Source organism: Bradyrhizobium sp. S3.3.6, from assembly GCF_040546905.1.
Taxonomy (GTDB): domain Bacteria; phylum Pseudomonadota; class Alphaproteobacteria; order Rhizobiales; family Xanthobacteraceae; genus Bradyrhizobium; species Bradyrhizobium cytisi.
Genome location: NZ_JBEPOT010000005.1, coordinates 68,587 through 84,039 on the forward strand (window position 1 = coordinate 68,587; position 15,453 = coordinate 84,039).

At 64.8% G+C, this 15,453-nt stretch carries 18 protein-coding genes; 13 read left to right on the top strand and 5 right to left on the bottom strand.

Annotated elements, in window-relative coordinates; translation table 11 throughout:
* Positions 1 to 239 precede the first annotated feature (239 nt).
* Positions 240 to 1,685: a sensor histidine kinase gene (locus ABID59_RS16745; protein WP_187434683.1), complete on the bottom strand. Its 1,446-nt coding sequence runs from the start codon at positions 1,683 to 1,685 to the stop codon at positions 240 to 242.
* Positions 1,686 to 2,140: 455 nt separating this feature from the next.
* Here ABID59_RS16745 and rpmH point away from each other — a divergent pair, with 455 nt between their 5' ends.
* The 13 genes from rpmH to dapE all read left to right on the top strand — a co-directional run bounded on the left by rpmH (position 2,141) and on the right by dapE (position 12,612).
* Positions 2,141 to 2,275, top strand: coding sequence for a 50S ribosomal protein L34 (rpmH, locus tag ABID59_RS16750; RefSeq protein ID WP_008542748.1), 135 nt, complete (start codon positions 2,141 to 2,143; stop codon positions 2,273 to 2,275).
* A gap of 27 nt (positions 2,276 to 2,302) precedes the next feature.
* Positions 2,303 to 2,731: a ribonuclease P protein component gene (gene rnpA, locus ABID59_RS16755; RefSeq protein WP_354084106.1), complete on the top strand. Its 429-nt coding sequence runs from the start codon at positions 2,303 to 2,305 to the stop codon at positions 2,729 to 2,731.
* Between the two features lie 16 nt (positions 2,732 to 2,747).
* Positions 2,748 to 4,595, top strand: a complete 1,848-nt coding sequence (gene yidC / locus ABID59_RS16760) for a membrane protein insertase YidC (RefSeq protein WP_354084107.1) — start codon at positions 2,748 to 2,750, stop codon at positions 4,593 to 4,595.
* A gap of 140 nt (positions 4,596 to 4,735) precedes the next feature.
* Positions 4,736 to 5,389, top strand: coding sequence for a ribosome biogenesis GTP-binding protein YihA/YsxC (gene yihA, locus ABID59_RS16765; protein WP_148749804.1), 654 nt, complete (start codon positions 4,736 to 4,738; stop codon positions 5,387 to 5,389).
* A 32-nt stretch (positions 5,390 to 5,421) separates the two neighbouring features.
* Entirely contained in the window at positions 5,422 to 5,751 is a 330-nt protein-coding gene (locus tag ABID59_RS16770) for a DUF423 domain-containing protein (RefSeq protein ID WP_354035848.1), read from the top strand.
* Between the two features lie 185 nt (positions 5,752 to 5,936).
* On the top strand, positions 5,937 to 6,824 hold the full coding sequence (gene argB / locus ABID59_RS16775) for an acetylglutamate kinase (RefSeq protein ID WP_148749803.1): 888 nt from the start codon (positions 5,937 to 5,939) through the stop codon (positions 6,822 to 6,824).
* Positions 6,825 to 6,901: 77 nt separating this feature from the next.
* Entirely contained in the window at positions 6,902 to 7,888 is a 987-nt protein-coding gene (locus tag ABID59_RS16780) for a DUF1036 domain-containing protein (protein ID WP_354084312.1), read from the top strand.
* A 14-nt stretch (positions 7,889 to 7,902) separates the two neighbouring features.
* Positions 7,903 to 8,592, top strand: a complete 690-nt coding sequence (locus ABID59_RS16785) for a pyrimidine 5'-nucleotidase (RefSeq protein ID WP_354084108.1) — start codon at positions 7,903 to 7,905, stop codon at positions 8,590 to 8,592.
* Between the two features lie 23 nt (positions 8,593 to 8,615).
* Positions 8,616 to 9,533, top strand: a complete 918-nt coding sequence (locus ABID59_RS16790; protein WP_354035756.1) for a LysR family transcriptional regulator — start codon at positions 8,616 to 8,618, stop codon at positions 9,531 to 9,533.
* 106 nt (positions 9,534 to 9,639) lie between these two features.
* A complete protein-coding gene (locus ABID59_RS16795) occupies positions 9,640 to 10,005 on the top strand; it encodes a carboxymuconolactone decarboxylase family protein (RefSeq protein WP_354035755.1) in 366 nt (121 codons plus the stop codon).
* Entirely contained in the window at positions 10,002 to 10,445 is a 444-nt protein-coding gene (locus ABID59_RS16800; protein ID WP_354084109.1) for a DUF302 domain-containing protein, read from the top strand. Before ABID59_RS16795 ends, ABID59_RS16800 begins: the two co-directional genes overlap by 4 nt.
* Before the next feature lie 144 nt (positions 10,446 to 10,589).
* Entirely contained in the window at positions 10,590 to 11,435 is an 846-nt protein-coding gene (dapD, locus tag ABID59_RS16805; RefSeq protein WP_354084110.1) for a 2,3,4,5-tetrahydropyridine-2,6-dicarboxylate N-succinyltransferase, read from the top strand.
* A gap of 10 nt (positions 11,436 to 11,445) precedes the next feature.
* A complete protein-coding gene (dapE, locus tag ABID59_RS16810) occupies positions 11,446 to 12,612 on the top strand; it encodes a succinyl-diaminopimelate desuccinylase (protein WP_354084111.1) in 1,167 nt (388 codons plus the stop codon).
* 153 nt (positions 12,613 to 12,765) lie between these two features.
* On the opposite strand, the gene ABID59_RS16815 is transcribed toward dapE, so the two are convergent.
* The 4 genes from ABID59_RS16815 to def form a co-directional block, all read right to left on the bottom strand.
* Positions 12,766 to 13,101 (bottom strand): GIY-YIG nuclease family protein, encoded by a 336-nt coding sequence (locus tag ABID59_RS16815; protein WP_148749796.1) that lies wholly within the window; start codon positions 13,099 to 13,101, stop codon positions 12,766 to 12,768.
* A 22-nt stretch (positions 13,102 to 13,123) separates the two neighbouring features.
* Complete coding sequence (gene truA, locus ABID59_RS16820; RefSeq protein ID WP_354035749.1) at positions 13,124 to 13,861, bottom strand: tRNA pseudouridine(38-40) synthase TruA; 738 nt, start codon at positions 13,859 to 13,861, stop codon at positions 13,124 to 13,126.
* Positions 13,862 to 13,981: 120 nt separating this feature from the next.
* Positions 13,982 to 14,917 (bottom strand): methionyl-tRNA formyltransferase, encoded by a 936-nt coding sequence (fmt, locus tag ABID59_RS16825; RefSeq protein WP_354084112.1) that lies wholly within the window; start codon positions 14,915 to 14,917, stop codon positions 13,982 to 13,984.
* Positions 14,918 to 14,928: 11 nt separating this feature from the next.
* On the bottom strand, positions 14,929 to 15,453 hold the full coding sequence (gene def, locus ABID59_RS16830; RefSeq protein ID WP_354084113.1) for a peptide deformylase: 525 nt from the start codon (positions 15,451 to 15,453) through the stop codon (positions 14,929 to 14,931).

Below are 15,453 nucleotides of genomic sequence, written 5' to 3' on the forward strand. Positions count from 1 at the left end.
ACGCAGCCTCCAGCGAGCGCCGGAGGGGTGCGAAAGAGCGCTCTGACTAACCGCTCTTGCCCCGGTTGGCAAGGTCCGGGATGGGGAGATTTTCGCGTATTTTCACACCTCTTACTGTCATTCCGGGGCGCGACGAAGTCGCGAGCCCGGAATCCATAACCACCAGCCTGGGTTATGGATTCCGGGCCCGGCCCTTTGGGCCGTCCCGGAATGACAGAAGACTATCGGCCGCTGGCCGATCAGGCCCGCGCCCGCTCGTTGCGGATGGAGAGGAGTTCCACGGGGCGGTCGGGGATGACGATCCGGAAGGTGGCCCCGATGGTGCCTTCGACCAGATGGATGTCGCCGCCATGGGCGCGGACGAGCTCGGCGGCGATGGCGAGGCCGAGCCCGCTGCCGCCGGGGCGGCCGGAGGTCTGGAACGCCTCGAACAGATGCTCCCGGGTCCTCTGGGGCACGCCCGGGCCGGTATCGGAGACCTCCAGGATGGCGACCGCGCCCTCGCGCTTGCCGGTGATCCGGATCTGTTGCGGGCCGCCGTCGCCGGAGGAATGGCTCTCCAGCGCCTGGGCGGCGTTGCGCACGAGGTTGAGCAGCACGCGAAACAGCTGGTCGGGATCGGCATCGACCGCGAGCCCGCGCTCGATCGCGGCGACCCAGGCAATCGAGACGTCGTTGGCAAGACCCGCGGTCTCGCGCACCTCGACGACCACAGGCTCGATCAGCATCATGCGGCGGTCGGGCGCGGCCTCCTGGGCGCGGCCGTAGGACAGCGTCGACTGGCAGAAGGCGATGGCGCGCTCGAGCGAACGCACGAGCTTTGGCGCAAAACGCTGCACCCGCGGATCGGGCACGCTGGCGAGCTGGTCCGACAGCAGCTGCGCCGAGGCCAGCAGATTGCGCAAATCGTGGTTGATCTTGGAGACGGCGAGGCCAAGCGCGGCGAGCCGGCTCTTCTGATGCAGCATCGACATCAGGTCGCGCTGCATGTCCGACAACTCACGCTCGGCGACGCCGATCTCGTCGCTGCGCTGGCTCGGCACGATGATCCGCGCCGAGCTTTCGGGGTTCTCGTGGAAGCCGACCAGGCTCGCGGTCAGCCGCCGCATCGGCCGCACGAAGAGATAATGGAGCGCGAGATAGACGAGGCCCGCGGTCAGGACGCCGATGATCAGTGCGACCACCACGACGTTGCGGGAGAAGCGGTACATCGACTGCCGCAGCGGCAGATCGTCGGTCACGATCTCGATGAACTGGGCGTTGCCGACGCCGGGGCCGACGACGCGGATCGGCTGGTTGCCGGTCTCCAGCATCATCTGGAACGAGCCGGTGATGGCCTGCCACACCGTCATGTCGCGCAGGTCGATGTCGTGCTCGATCGTGGCGGGCAGATTGTCACTGGCGAGCAGGCGGCGCTGCTGGCCCATCTTGATCGCGACCCCGCGCGCATTGATGCTCTTGAGGATTTCCCGCGACAGCGAATCCGGCACCATGCCGAGCGGCGCGGCATCGAGCACCAGCGCCGCCGTGTTGGCCGCGGCGACGCGGTCGTTGAGCCGGTTGACCCAGAAGTTGGCGATCGCCGGCACATAGAGCAGGACGGCCGCGATCATCACCAGGGGGACGGTCAGCAGCAACAGCTTGCCGGACAGGCCAAGCCCATCCGGTCCGCGGGATCGCGTCACCGGCTGATCCGCTGGCCGATCCGGATCCTGGTCCCTAACTCGATCCAGATCTTGGGTCTGTTGGGTCGGCTGCTGGAGGTCTGTCGCTATCACGAAATTCGCCCCTGCTGGCCTTCTGATAGAGCTCGACTGATGGAGGATGCGACCCGCCCCCCGGGGAGGTCAAATTACAGATCGCTAATCTGCCAAGGTCGGATGTAGGCGCTGATACCGCTACTCGCCACCTCATGGGTTAAAAACCCCAAGGAAACAGCGATATTCACCGGAACTGTGCGGTCCTGCGACGTTGACGAAAACAAGACGCTCCCTTATAAGCCGGCCAAATTGTCCGCGATGGCCCGGTGCGACACCGGGAGCGGCTCTTCTGGGGCCGGAAATGGCTCATTTTGGGCCGCATCTTCCGGACTTTATCATCAATTCTACAGGCAAATTGCCCGGTCAGCGGAGAAAAACCCGTGAAGCGGACTTATCAACCCAGCAAACTGGTGCGCAAGCGCCGCCACGGCTTCCGGGCCCGTCTCGCGACCGCCGGCGGTCGCAAGGTTCTGGCCGCGCGCCGCGCTCGCGGCCGCAAGCGTCTGAGCGCCTGAGCCGGACCCCCTTTTTGGGATTTCATTATGGATCGGCTGAGGCAGCGGGCGGATTTCCTCGCCGTTGCCAATGGCGCGCGGGTGAATAGTCCCGCGTTCGTCCTGCAAAGCCGTGGTCGCGACGACTCTGGCCCGATCCGGATCGGCTTCACCGTTACCAAAAAGAACGGCAACGCCCCCGAGCGCAATCGCATCCGGCGCCGGCTTCGCGAACTGGTGAAGCGGCTCGATCCGGTGTCGATGCAACCCCATCATGATTACGTGCTGGTCGGCCGCAGGGACGCGCTCTCGCGCGACTTCACGACCATGCTCGACGATCTGCGCATAGCGTTCACGAAGCCCGCGCGGCATACGGCCAAAGGACCTAACAAGGGACAGGTAACGGGACGCGGGCCAAAGCCTGATCCAAGACCTGATCCAAGCTCTGGCCCAGCCGCCAGCCGCAAACCGGATTGATGACGAGACCACAGTGATGACTGACAATCGCAATACCATCCTCGCCGTCATTCTCTCCGGCCTGGTTCTGATCGCCTGGCAATATTTCTACAACGTGCCGGCAATGGAGAAGCAGCGCGCCCAGCAACAGACGCAGGCCGAGCTCCAGAAGACCGCGCCGCAGCCGACGGCGTCCGCAACGCCGGGCGCCACGCCGCAATCAGGCAGCGCGCCTCCGCCGACCACCGCGCCGGGCGCGAACCAGCAGGCCCAGCCGGCCGTCAGCCGCGACGCCGCGATTGCCGCGAGCCCGCGCGTCAAGATCGATACGCCGCGCCTCGCCGGCAGCATCTCGCTGAAGGGCGGCCGCATCGACGACCTCGCGCTGCTGCAGTTCCGCGAGACCGTCGACCCGAAATCGCCGCCGATCATTCTCTATTCGCCTTCCGGCACGGCAGAGCCCTATTACGCCGAGTTCGGCTGGGTGGCGGCAACAGGCGTGACGTCGAAGATGCCTGATGCCCAGACCGTCTGGCAGCAGGAGGGCAGCGGCAGCCTGACGCCGAATTCGCCGGCGGTGCTGAAGTGGGATAATGGCGAAGGCCTCACCTTCCGCCGCACCATCTCGGTCGACGATCACTATCTCTTCACCATCAAGGACGACGTGAGCAATGTCGGCAACGCGCCGGTCACGCTCTATCCGTTCGCGCTGATCTCGCGCCACGGCACGCCGCAGGTGTCGGGCTATTACATCCTGCACGAAGGCCTGATCGGCTATCTCGATGGCCTGCAGGAATACGCCTACAAGAAGATCGACGAAGCCAAGTCGGTGAGCTTCAAGGCCACCAATGGCTGGCTCGGCATGACCGACAAGTACTGGGCCTCGGCGCTGTTGCCCGACACCAGCGCACAGCTTCAGGCGCGGTTCTCCTCGAACCTTAACGGCAACGTCCATACTTACCAGACCGACTATCTGCTCGATCCCGTCACCGTCGCGATCGGCGGCACGACGACGGCGAACGCACGGCTGTTCGCCGGTGCCAAGGAAGCCGGCGTGGTCGGCGTGTTCCCGTTCGCAGGGCTCGGCGGCTACAACAAGGAGCTCGGGCTGAACCATTTCGATCTGTTGATCGACTGGGGCTGGTTCTACTTCATCACCAAGCCGATGTTCCTCGGCCTCGACTTCTTCTACCGCTTCTTCGGCAATTTCGGCATCTCGATCCTGCTCGTGACCGTGATCGTGAAGCTCTTGTTCTTCCCGCTGGCGAACAAGTCCTACGCCTCGATGGCAAAGATGAAGTCGGTCCAGCCGCAGCTTCAGGCACTGAAGGAGCGCTATCCCGACGACAAGGTGAAGCAGCAGCAGGAGATGATGGAGATCTACCGCAAGGAGAAGATCAATCCGGTCGCCGGCTGTCTTCCCGTGGTGATCCAGATCCCGGTGTTCTTCTCGCTCTACAAGGTGCTGTTCGTCACCATCGAGATGCGGCACGCGCCGTTCTTCGGCTGGATCAAGGACCTCTCCGCGCCCGACCCGACCAATCTGTTCACGCTGTTCGGGCTGATCCCGTTCGATCCGACCACGCTGCCGGTGTTCGGCCACTATCTCGCGCTCGGGATCTGGCCGATCATCATGGGCATCACGATGTGGTTCCAGATGAAGCTGAACCCGACGCCGCCGGATCCGACGCAGCAGCTCATCTTCAACTGGATGCCGCTGATCTTCACCTTCATGCTGGCCGGCTTCCCGGCGGGCCTCGTGATCTACTGGGCCTGGAACAACACGCTCTCCGTGCTCCAGCAGAGCTTCATCATGCGCCGCAACGGCGTGAAGGTGGAGTTGTTCGACAATCTCAAGGCGACGTTCGCGAGGAAGGCGACGTAGTCGTCGTCATTGCCGGGCGCAAATGCCTCCACATCGTCATGCCCGGGCTTGTCCCGGGCATCCACGTTTTGGAGGGTACTGTGTGGATGGACGTGGATGGCCGGGACAAGCCCGGCCATGACGAAGGGTGAGGCTTTCGCATGACCGACGACAAAGATGCGAAGCTGATCGAGGCCGGGCGAAAGCTGTTCGCCCGCGACTGGCAGTTCATCTGGGCCTCGCCCTCGATTCAAACGCTGCCGCCGATGGCGGGGCTGGAGATCGCCTTTGCGGGCCGCTCCAATGTCGGCAAGTCGAGCCTGATCAACGCACTGACCGGCCGCAACGCGCTCGCGCGCACCTCGCATACGCCGGGCCGCACCCAGGAGCTGATCTTCTTCGAGGTCCCGGGCAAGACGGACCTGCGCCTGGTCGACATGCCCGGCTATGGCTATGCCAAGGCACCGAAGTCGCAGGTCGCGTCCTGGACCGAGCTGATCCACAAATTCCTGCTCGGACGCGCCTCGCTCGCGCGCGTCTATGTGCTGATCGACGCACGCCACGGGCTGAAGGATGTCGACCTCGAAGTCCTTGGGACGCTCGACCGCTCGGCCGTCAGCTACCAGATCGTGCTGACCAAGGCCGACCAGGTGAAGGCCTCCGAGCTTCAGACGCGCATCGCCGAGACCGAGGCCGCGCTGGCCAAGCGTCCGGCCGCGTTCCCGAACGTGCTCGCGACGTCTTCACGCGAATCGGCCGGCATGGCCGAGCTGCGCGCCGCGATGGCAAAGCTCTTGGAAGAGCGGACCAAGTGACGGCTCGTCTGCTGATCGCCCTTGCCGGATTGATGGGCGCCGCCGGCGTCGCGCTGGCCGCCGCCTCCGCCCACGGCGCCGACGCCAGCCGGCTTGCCTCCGCCAGCGCCATGCTGCTGTTTCATGCAACGGCCATATTGGCCTGCGTCGCCCTGCTCGCGCGCGGCCTTCTGCACGGCGGAATTGGCCTGATTGCCGCGACCGGCTTCGTGATCGGCGCCGCGCTGTTCGCCGGCGACCTCACTGTGCTGCAATATGCCGGCCATTCGCTGTTTCCATTCGCGGCGCCGACCGGCGGAACGCTGATGATCTTGAGCTGGCTGGCGGTGACGCTGGCGGCGGTGGTGGCGACGCGGGAATAGTGGTTCTTCCTTCTCCCCTTGTGGGAGAAGGTGGCGCGAAGCGCCGGATGAGGGGTCTGCCTCCGCGGATAGAGACCCCTCACCCGTCTCCCACAAGGGGAGAGGGGGAAGAACATCACTTTGCGCCTCGCCCGCCAATCAGATAGAACGCTGGCCGCGTTAGTCCCGCCAGCGAGATCCGCCTCATGACCGAAATCTCCCCGCTCGACCAGGCCCGCATCCTGTCCGAAGCGCTGCCGCACATGCAGCAGTACGACGAGGAAACCATCGTCATCAAATATGGCGGCCATGCCATGGGCGACGAGGAGACCGCGAAGAATTTTGCCCGCGACATCGTGCTGCTCGAGCAGACCGCGATCAACCCGGTGGTGGTGCATGGCGGCGGGCCGCAGATCGCGACCATGCTCAAGCGCCTCGGTATCGTCTCGGAGTTCGCAGCCGGCCTGCGCATCACCGATGCCGCGACCATCGAGATCGTCGAGATGGTGCTCGCCGGCTCCGTCAATAAGCAGATCGTCGGCTACATCAACGAAGCCGGCGGCAAGGCCGTGGGGCTATCAGGCAAGGACGCCAACATGGTGAAGGCGTCGAAGACGACGCGCACCATCATCGATCCGGATTCGCACATCGAGAAGGCGGTCGATCTCGGCTTCGTAGGCGACCCTGAAAAGGTCGATCTCACGCTGCTCAACCAGCTGATCGGCTACGAGCTGATCCCGGTGCTGGCGCCGCTCGCGACCTCGAAGGACGGCCAGACGCTGAACGTCAATGCCGACACCTTTGCCGGTGCGGTCGCCGGCGCGCTGAAGGCCAAGCGTCTCTTGCTGCTCACCGACGTGCCTGGTGTGCTCGACAAGTCGAAGAAGCTGATCCCGCAGCTCTCGGTGAAGGACGCGCGCAAACTGATCGCCGACGGCACCATTTCCGGCGGCATGATCCCGAAGGTCGAGACCTGCATCTACGCGCTCGAGCAGGGCGTCGAGGGCGTCGTCATCATCGACGGCAAGATGCAGCACGCGGTGCTGCTCGAGCTATTCACCAACACGGGCACGGGAACGCTGATACATAAGTGAGCGGCGAGAAGACGAGAGATTCCGTCATGGCCGGTCAAGAGCGGCGGCATCGCCGCTCGCCTCTGACGCGTCTCCTGATGACACTGCCGGCGGCTGCCGTGTCGTTCGTCTTCTCCTCCGCGCCGGCCTTCGCCGACCTCAAGATCTGCAACCGCATGTCCTACGTCGTCGAGGCCGCGATCGGCATCGACGACAAGGCGGCGACCGCGACCCGGGGCTGGTTCAGGATCGATCCGGCGACCTGCCGCGTCGTGGTACAGGGCACGCTGACCGCCGACCGCATCCTGCTCAACGCCCGCGCGCTCGGCGTCTATGGTGCGTCACCGATCCCGCAGAACGGCAGCGACACGCTGTGCGTGGCGCAGGACAATTTCGTCATCGCGGCCGCGCGGCAGTGCCGCACCGGCCAGACCCAGACCGCCTTCACCCAGATCACGCCGACGCAAGGCGACAACGGCAATCTCGTCGCCTATCTCGCCGAGGATTCCGAATATGACGACGAGCAGGCGCGGCTCGCCGGCATCCAGCGGCTGCTGGTGATCGCAGGCTACGACATCGGCGCGATCGACGGCGTCGACGGACCGAAGACGCAGGCCGCACTCGCGGCGTTCCTGAAGAGCCGCGGATTGCCGACCGACGTGATTTCGTCGCCGAATCTCTTCAAGACCATGGTCGATGCGGCGCAGGCGCCGTCCCCGAGTGGCCTGACCTGGTGCAACGACACGCCGCACAAGGTGATGGCGGCAGTCGCGACTGACGACGGCAAGTCGGTGACGAGCCGCGGCTGGTACCGCATCGATCCCAGGACCTGCCTGCATCCCGACGTCGCCGGCCAGCCAAAGCAGATCTTCAGCTTCGCGGAAGCCATCGATGGCGACAACCGCGCCATCAAGCTGAAGGACAGACCGCTGAACTGGGGCGGCGACAAGCAGCTCTGCACCCGCGAGACCAAGTTCGAGACCAACGAGCAGACCGATTGCGGCGCGCGTGGATTTGCGGCCACGGGTTTTGGCGTGGTGGACATGTCGAGCGGCGGCAAGACGCTGCGGTTTGCCGTGCCGTGATTGAGAGAGCTCTGATGAAATCGCCCCGCGCCTTCGCCCACATCGACACCTGGGTGTTCGACCTCGACAACACGCTCTATCCGCATCACGTCAACCTGTGGCAGCAGGTCGACGCTAAAATCGGCGAGTTCGTGTGCAACTGGCTGCAGGTCGGCCCGGAAGAAGCGCGCAAGATCCAGAAGGACTATTACCAGCGCTTCGGCACCACCATGCGCGGCATGATGACCCTGCATGGCGTGCGCGCTGACGACTATCTCGCTTACGTGCACAAGATCGACCATTCGCCGCTGGAGCCGAACCCGGCACTCGGCGAAGCCATCGCGAAGCTGCCGGGGCGAAAACTGATCCTGACCAACGGCTCGGTCGACCATGTCGATGCGGTGCTGGCGAGGCTCGGCCTCGGCTCGCATTTCGACGGCGTGTTCGACATCATCGCCGCCGAATTCGAACCCAAGCCGGCGGCGCAGACCTACCGGAAATTCCTTGGGCAACATGCGGTCGACCCGACCAAAGCCGCCATGTTCGAGGACCTCGCCCGCAACCTCATCGTCCCGCATCAACTCGGCATGACCACCGTGCTGGTGGTGCCTGACGGGACCAAGGAAGTGGTGCGCGAGGATTGGGAACTTGAAGGCCGCGATGCGGCCCATGTCGACCACGTCACGGACGATCTGGCGGGGTTTTTGCAATCGCTCGCCGCCTGAGCGCGACCACGCGAGGAGCGAAGGTGCCCCGGAAGCCGGACTTGCCTGCTGCGGACCTGCCCGAAATCGAATGGGATGATCTGCGCTATTTTCTGAATCTCGCGCGCGAGAAGAGCCTGTCCGGCGCAGCACGGGCACTCGGCACGACACAGCCGACCATGAGCCGCCGGCTCGAACTGTTCGAGAAGAAGCTCGGCGCGGTCCTGTTCCAGCGGAAGCCATCCGGGCTCGAGCTTACCGAGACCGGGCGGAAGATCCTCGACCATGCCGGCAACATGGAAGAGGCCGCGCTTGCCGCGCAGCGGATTGCGACCGGCAGCAACGCCGGGATCAGCGGCACCGTCCGCGTGACATCGGCCGAATGGATCGGCGCGCGGATCCTCTCGCCGCTGCTGGCCAGGTTCTGCACCATACATCCGGGGATGGGCGTCGAGCTCGTCACCGACGCCGAGGTGCTGAGCCTGACACGACGCGAGGTCGACATTGCCGTGCGCTTCACGCGTTTCCAGCAGGACGGGCTGGTACAACGGAAGATCGGCAGTCTTCCCTTCGCCCTCTACGCGGCGCCTGACTATCTCGAGAGGCGGGGCCTGCCGGATTTCAAGCGAGGCGGCGCCAACGCCGTCCTTGTTGCAATGAATGCGGCACTTGCCGAAACAGTCGCCGAGACTAAATGGCTGCGCCAGCATTTTCCGAATGCTCACATTGCCTTTCGCAGCAACAGTCGCGATGGCCAGGCGGCGGCCGCTGCCAGCGGGGCCGGTTTGGTCTGCCTGCCGACACGTCTCGCCGCGGGCTATCGCGAGCTGCGCGCCATCACGACGCCGACGCCGCTTCCGAGTCGCGATGTGTGGCTCGGATTTCACCGCGACACGCGCGCCATCCCGCGGGTGCGCAGTATCGTGGACTTCCTGGCCGAACACGCACATCAATTCCGCTGACGATTTCGGCTCGACGTATGGTGGCCATACGGCGACAGGCGATGGGCGTCGCCGCGACCGCCAACTATCTCTTCCTCAACGCCACCTGTGATCGAGGAGATCCGCAATGTTGGACTGGAAGACTTATCAAGGCGAACTGCTGGCGCGCATCGGGGATATCGGCAAGCTGAATCCGGAGACAGTCAAGGGCTATCGCGCGCTGAGCGCCGCCAGCGCGCAGACCGGCCGGCTTGACGGAAAGACCCGCGAGCTGATCGCGCTCGCGGCCGCTGTCACGGCACGCTGCGACGGCTGTATCGCCGTGCACGCCCATGCCGCAGCGAAGTACGGCGCAAGCCGCGAGGAGCTCGCGGAAGCACTGGGCGTCGCGGTCGCGATCGGAGCCGGCGCCGCACTGGTGTATTCCGCGCGAACCCTCGACGCATTCGAGGCGAACAAGGCGGCGGAGCAGAATGAAGGGGCCGTCCGATGACAGACCCAGCTCGTCGTGCTGTTGCCTTTTCGGAGCCCGGCAGCCCGGCCTCTTCGTTCCAGCACATTCGCGTCAGCACACAGCCGGTCGAGGAGGTCGTGACGCGCCTCAAGGAGAAGATCGTTGCGGCCGATCTCTGGGTGCTGCACGAGATCAATCCGCAGATGCTGCTGCATCGCGACGGCTATGACATCGGCCCGGCGCGGCAGATCCTGTTCTTCCATCCACGCCTGATGTGGCGCCTGCTGGCGGCCGATTCGGCGGCGCTGCTCGAGGCGCCGCTGAAGTTCGCGGCGATCGGCTTCCCTGAGGAGCGAACCGAGCTGCGCTGGCTCGATCCCCGTCAGGCCTTTGCGCGGTACGGCTCGCCGGCACTGGCCACGCTTGGCGAAGAACTGGCCGGGATTTGCGAGGGCATCGTCACCGGCCTTGGCCTCTGAAATGCCGGCGAATGGGCCATGTGCCACGCGCGTTGGCCAGCCCCGGAATATCCGCCGAGAGCGTTCTTGACTCTCCCGGCCCAAATCCCGAAAAAGCCCCCTCGTTTTGCCCTCAAATAACTCCGGTTTCGAGGAAGCCCTCCGATGTCCCTGTCCGCCCTGGAATCCACCATCAACAGCGCCTTCGACGCACGCGACGGCATCTCGACCTCGACCAAGGGCGAAGTGCGCGAGGCCGTGAACCAGTCGCTGGAGATACTGGACAAGGGCGAGGCGCGCGTTGCCGAGCGCGGCGCCGACGGCAAGTGGAAGGTCAATCAGTGGCTGAAGAAGGCCGTGCTGCTCTCCTTTCGCCTCAACGACATGGACGTCATTCCCGGCGGCCCGGGCCAGGCGAACTGGTGGGACAAGGTGCCCTCGAAGTTCGAAGGCTGGGGCCCGAACCGTTTTCGCGATGCCGGTTTTCGGGCGGTGCCGGGCGCCGTGGTGCGCCGCTCGGCCTTCATTGCCAAGAACGTCGTGCTGATGCCGTCCTTCGTCAATCTCGGTGCTTACGTCGATGAGAGCACCATGGTCGACACCTGGGCCACCGTCGGCTCCTGCGCGCAGATCGGCAAGCGCGTGCACATCTCCGGCGGCGCCGGCATCGGCGGCGTGCTCGAGCCGCTCCAGGCCGAGCCCGTCATCATCGAGGACGACTGCTTCATCGGCGCGCGCTCCGAGGTCGCCGAGGGCGTCATCGTGCGCAAGGGCGCGGTGCTGTCGATGGGGGTGTTCCTGGGGGCCTCGACCAAGATCGTCGACCGCGAGACCGGCGAGATCTTCATGGGCGAAGTGCCCGAGTATTCGGTGGTGGTGCCCGGTGCGCTGCCCGGCAAGCCCATGAAGAACGGCCAGATCGGCCCGAGCACCGCCTGCGCCGTCATCGTCAAGCGCGTCGACGAGCGCACGCGTTCGAAGACCAGCATCAACGAGCTGCTGCGGGATTAATACCAGACTCATGACCGATGCCCTCTCTATTGCCCGCGATCTCATCCGCTGCCCCTCGGTCACCCCAGCTGACGCCGGCGCGCTGCGGGTGCTTGAACAAGCCCTCAATGCAGCCGGCTTCACCTGCCACCGCGTGACGTTCAGCGAACCCGGCACCGCCGATGTCGATAATCTCTATGCGCGGGTCGGCAACGAGGGCCCGCACATCACCTTCGCCGGCCACACCGACGTGGTGCCGCCCGGCGACGAGAGCGCCTGGAGCGTCGGTGCCTTCTCCGGCGAAGTGAAGGACGGTTTCCTGCACGGCCGCGGCGCTGTCGACATGAAGGGCGGCATCGCCTGCTCGGTCGCCGCGGTGCTCGAGCATCTCACTGCCAACGACGGCAAGCCGCGTGCGGACGGAAAAGGTTCGATCTCGTTCCTGATCACGGGCGACGAGGAAGACGTCTCCATCAACGGCACCATCAAGCTGCTCAAATGGGCGGCCGAGCGCGGCGAAAAGTTCGACCATTGCGTGCTCGGCGAGCCCTCCAATGTCGAAACGCTCGGCGACACCATCAAGGTCGGCCGCCGCGGCTCGCAGTCGGGCACGCTCTATGTCGACGGCGTGCAGGGCCATGTCGCCTATCCGCATCGCGCGGCCAATCCGGTGCCGGATATTGCGCGGCTGATCGTTGCCATCAGCGACGAGCCGCTCGACCATGGCAGCGCGCAGTTCCAGGCGTCCAATCTCGAATTCACCTCGGTCGACGTCGGCAACAAGGCCAATAACGTCATCCCCGGCGAAGCCCGCGCAAAATTCAACATCCGCTACAACGACAACCATACGCAGGCGAGCCTGCGCGAGCTGGTCGAGACGCGCCTGACAAAAGCCTGCGGCAACCGCATCCGCGCCCGCATCGTCTGGGAGCCGTCGAACTCCAACGTGTTCGTGACCAAGCCGGGGCCGTTCACCGACCTCGCCGTCTCCGCGATCGAAGAGGTCACGGGCCGCAAGCCGGAGCTGTCGACCTCAGGCGGCACCTCGGATGCGCGCTTCATCTCGAGCTATTGCCCGGTGATCGAGTTCGGCCTGGTCGGCCAGACCATGCACCAGATCAACGAGCGCGTGCCGGTGGGGGATTTGGAGAAGCTGACGAAGGTGTATCGGGGGATTTTGACGCGGTATTTTGCCTAGGGCTGTGAGGCTATCTGGCTGCCGCCAATCACTCCTCCGTCATGCCCGGGCTTGTCCCGGGCATCCACGATCTTTGATGCCTCAAGAAAGATAAGATCGTGGATGGCCGGGACAAGCCCGGCCATGACGACGTGGCGAGAGTACGGGCACGTCTCACTGCGTGATCGTGTCGTACAGATCCTTCCATTCGGGATTATCCTTGAGGATCAGCCTGACCTTCCAGGTCCGTGACCAATGCTTGATGTTGTGCTCGCGCTGGATCGCGGTCTGGATGTCTTCGTAGCGCTCGAAATAGACGAGCAGCTTGACGCCGTACTTCTTGGTGAAGCCAGGCACGAGTCCATTTCGGTGCTCGTAAATGCGACGAACAATATCGTTCGTCACACCGACATATAAAATGCCGTTGGCCGCGCTCGCCAGGATGTAGACCCATCCGCCATGCATGGTCGCATGTTGACGCACGTGGATGGCCGGGACAAGCCCGGCCATGACGACGGAGGCGGCATCACGCTCAATAATCCACCTTCACCAGATACAGCCCCTCCGGCGGCGCGACAATGCCGCAAGCGGCGCGGCTGCGGGCTGCAAGCGCTGCGGAGAGATCGTCTGCGGTCCAGCGGCCTTCGCCGACCCAGACCAGCGATCCCACCATCGAGCGCACCTGGCTGTGCAGGAACGAGCGCGCCGAGGTGACGATGACGATCTCGCGGCCGTCGCGCAGCACGTCGAGCTGGTCGAGTGTCTTCTCCGGCGACCTGGCCTGGCACTCGGTGTCGCGGAAGGTCGTGAAATCGTGCTTGCCGAGCAGGCGCTGTGCCGCTGCATGCATCGCATCCGCATCGAGCCGGCGCGGCACACGCCAGGCATGGCCGATGTCGAGCGCGAGATTGGCGCGGGTATTGATGACCCGGTAGCGATAGTGGCGCTTCACGGCCGAGAAGCGGGCCTCGAAAGTATCAGGTACAATGTCGGCTTCGAGGACCGCGATCGGATGGGGGCGCAGATGCGCGTTGAGCCCATCGCGAAAACGGCCCGGTGGAAACTGCTTCTCGATGTCGACATGCGCGACCTGGCCGCGCGCGTGCACGCCGGCATCGGTGCGGCCTGCGCCATGCACCCGCGCATCCGCGCCGGTCATCGCCTTCACGGCCGCTTCCAGCGCGCCCTGCACCGAAGGCAGCGTCTCCTGCACCTGCCAGCCGAAGAAGGGTGCGCCGTCATATTCGATGGTGAGCTTGTAGCGGGGCATCTCAATCCGGGTGGTGTCATCGTCCGGCTTGACCGGGCGATCCAGTACTCCGCAGCCTATCGGTTCGAACCGAGAAGTCTCAGCGTACTGGATACCCCGCCTTCGCGGGGTATGACAGCGTTAGGTGAATTTGGCTCCTGCCTTCAACGGCACACCCCGCAAGAAGTCCACGGCCTGCATCCGGGCCTTGCCCTCGCGCTGCAGCTCGAGGATGCGGATCGCGCCCTCGCCGCAGGCGATGGTAAGCTGGCCATCGAGCACCTCGCCCGGCGCACCGGAGCCCTTCGCCAGTTCGCAGCGCAGGATTTTTACGCGCGCATTCTCCGTGACACCGGCGAGCTCCGCCCAGGCACCGGGAAACGGCGACAGGCCGTGGATGTGGCGCAGCACCGCGTGCGCGGACTTGCTCCAGTCGATCCGTGCCTCGGCCTTGTCGATCTTGGCGGCGTAGGTGACGCCCTCCTCGCTCTGCTTCTTGAGCTGGAGGCCGCCGCGGTCGAGCGCGGCCATCGCGCGCACCGTCAGATCGGCACCAAGCCGGGACAGGCGATCGTGCAGATCGACTGCGGTCATGTCATCGGTGATCGCGAGGCGCTCGGCCATGGCGACGTCGCCGGTGTCGAGGCCGACATCCATCTTCATCACCATCACGCCGCTCTCGGCATCGCCGGCCATGATCGCGCGATTGATGGGGGCTGCGCCGCGCCAGCGCGGCAGCAGCGAGGCGTGCAGGTTGTAGCAGCCGAGCTTTGGCGCATTGAGGATCGCCTGCGGCAGGATCATGCCATAGGCGACGACGACGGCCGCATCGGTGTCAAACGCGCGAAACTCTTCCAGCGCTTCCGGTGTCTTCAACGTTTTCGGCGTCAGCACTGGAACGCCGAGCTTTCGCGCGGCTTCCTCGACCGGGGTCGGCTGCAATTGCAGCCCGCGCCGACCGCCCGGCTTCGGCGCGCGGGTATAGACAGCCACAATCTCGTGGCCATGCGCGACGAGCTCGAGCAGCGTCGGCACGGAGAAATCGGGCGTGCCCATGAAGATCAGGCGGAGGGGCATGACGGAGAACCTTACTCCGCGCGCTTGGCGGCTTTCTCGAACTTCTTCAGCACGCGGTCGCGCTTGAGCTTTGAGAGATAATCGACGAACAGCACGCCGTTGAGATGGTCGATCTCGTGCTGGATGCAGGTGGCGTAGAGGCCTTCGGCGTCCTCCTCGTGCACCTTGCCGTCCAGATCCGTGAAGCGCACGCGCACCTTCGCAGGCCGCTCGACCTCCTCGTAATATTCGGGGATCGACAGGCAGCCTTCCTCGTAGACCGACAGATCCGCGGAAGACGCGATGATCTCGGGATTGATGAAGACGCGCGGCTCCGGCTTGGTCTCGCCGTCCTGGTCAGGCTTGGCGAGGTCCATGGTGATCAGCCGCAGCGGCTGCGCGATCTGGATCGCCGCAAGCCCGATGCCGGGCGCGTCATACATGGTCTCGAACATGTCGTCGGCAAGCTTGCGGATCTCCGGCGTGACCTTCTCGATCGGCTTGGAGACCAGACGCAGCTGCTTGTCGGGCAGGATGATGATTTCTCTGAGGGCCAT

What these genes read in the sequence shown, in the direction of transcription:
- fmt (WP_354084112.1), bottom strand. Translation starts at nt 14,917, where the DNA reads ATGCCCCTCCGCCTGATCTTCATGGGCACGCCCGATTTCTCCGTGCCG.
- ABID59_RS16785 (WP_354084108.1), top strand. Translation starts at nt 7,903, where the DNA reads ATGAAATCGCCCCGCGCCTTCGCCCACATCGACACCTGGGTGTTCGAC.
- dapE (WP_354084111.1), top strand. Translation starts at nt 11,446, where the DNA reads ATGACCGATGCCCTCTCTATTGCCCGCGATCTCATCCGCTGCCCCTCG.
- ABID59_RS16770 (WP_354035848.1), top strand. Translation starts at nt 5,422, where the DNA reads ATGGGCGCCGCCGGCGTCGCGCTGGCCGCCGCCTCCGCCCACGGCGCC.
- ABID59_RS16800 (WP_354084109.1), top strand. Translation starts at nt 10,002, where the DNA reads ATGACAGACCCAGCTCGTCGTGCTGTTGCCTTTTCGGAGCCCGGCAGC.
- ABID59_RS16795 (WP_354035755.1), top strand. Translation starts at nt 9,640, where the DNA reads ATGTTGGACTGGAAGACTTATCAAGGCGAACTGCTGGCGCGCATCGGG.
- yidC (WP_354084107.1), top strand. Translation starts at nt 2,748, where the DNA reads ATGACTGACAATCGCAATACCATCCTCGCCGTCATTCTCTCCGGCCTG.
- truA (WP_354035749.1), bottom strand. Translation starts at nt 13,861, where the DNA reads ATGCCCCGCTACAAGCTCACCATCGAATATGACGGCGCACCCTTCTTC.
- ABID59_RS16815 (WP_148749796.1), bottom strand. Translation starts at nt 13,101, where the DNA reads ATGGCCGGGCTTGTCCCGGCCATCCACGTGCGTCAACATGCGACCATG.
- def (WP_354084113.1), bottom strand. Translation starts at nt 15,453, where the DNA reads ATGGCCCTCAGAGAAATCATCATCCTGCCCGACAAGCAGCTGCGTCTG.
- argB (WP_148749803.1), top strand. Translation starts at nt 5,937, where the DNA reads ATGACCGAAATCTCCCCGCTCGACCAGGCCCGCATCCTGTCCGAAGCG.
- ABID59_RS16780 (WP_354084312.1), top strand. Translation starts at nt 6,902, where the DNA reads ATGACACTGCCGGCGGCTGCCGTGTCGTTCGTCTTCTCCTCCGCGCCG.
- rnpA (WP_354084106.1), top strand. Translation starts at nt 2,303, where the DNA reads ATGGATCGGCTGAGGCAGCGGGCGGATTTCCTCGCCGTTGCCAATGGC.
- dapD (WP_354084110.1), top strand. Translation starts at nt 10,590, where the DNA reads ATGTCCCTGTCCGCCCTGGAATCCACCATCAACAGCGCCTTCGACGCA.
- yihA (WP_148749804.1), top strand. Translation starts at nt 4,736, where the DNA reads ATGACCGACGACAAAGATGCGAAGCTGATCGAGGCCGGGCGAAAGCTG.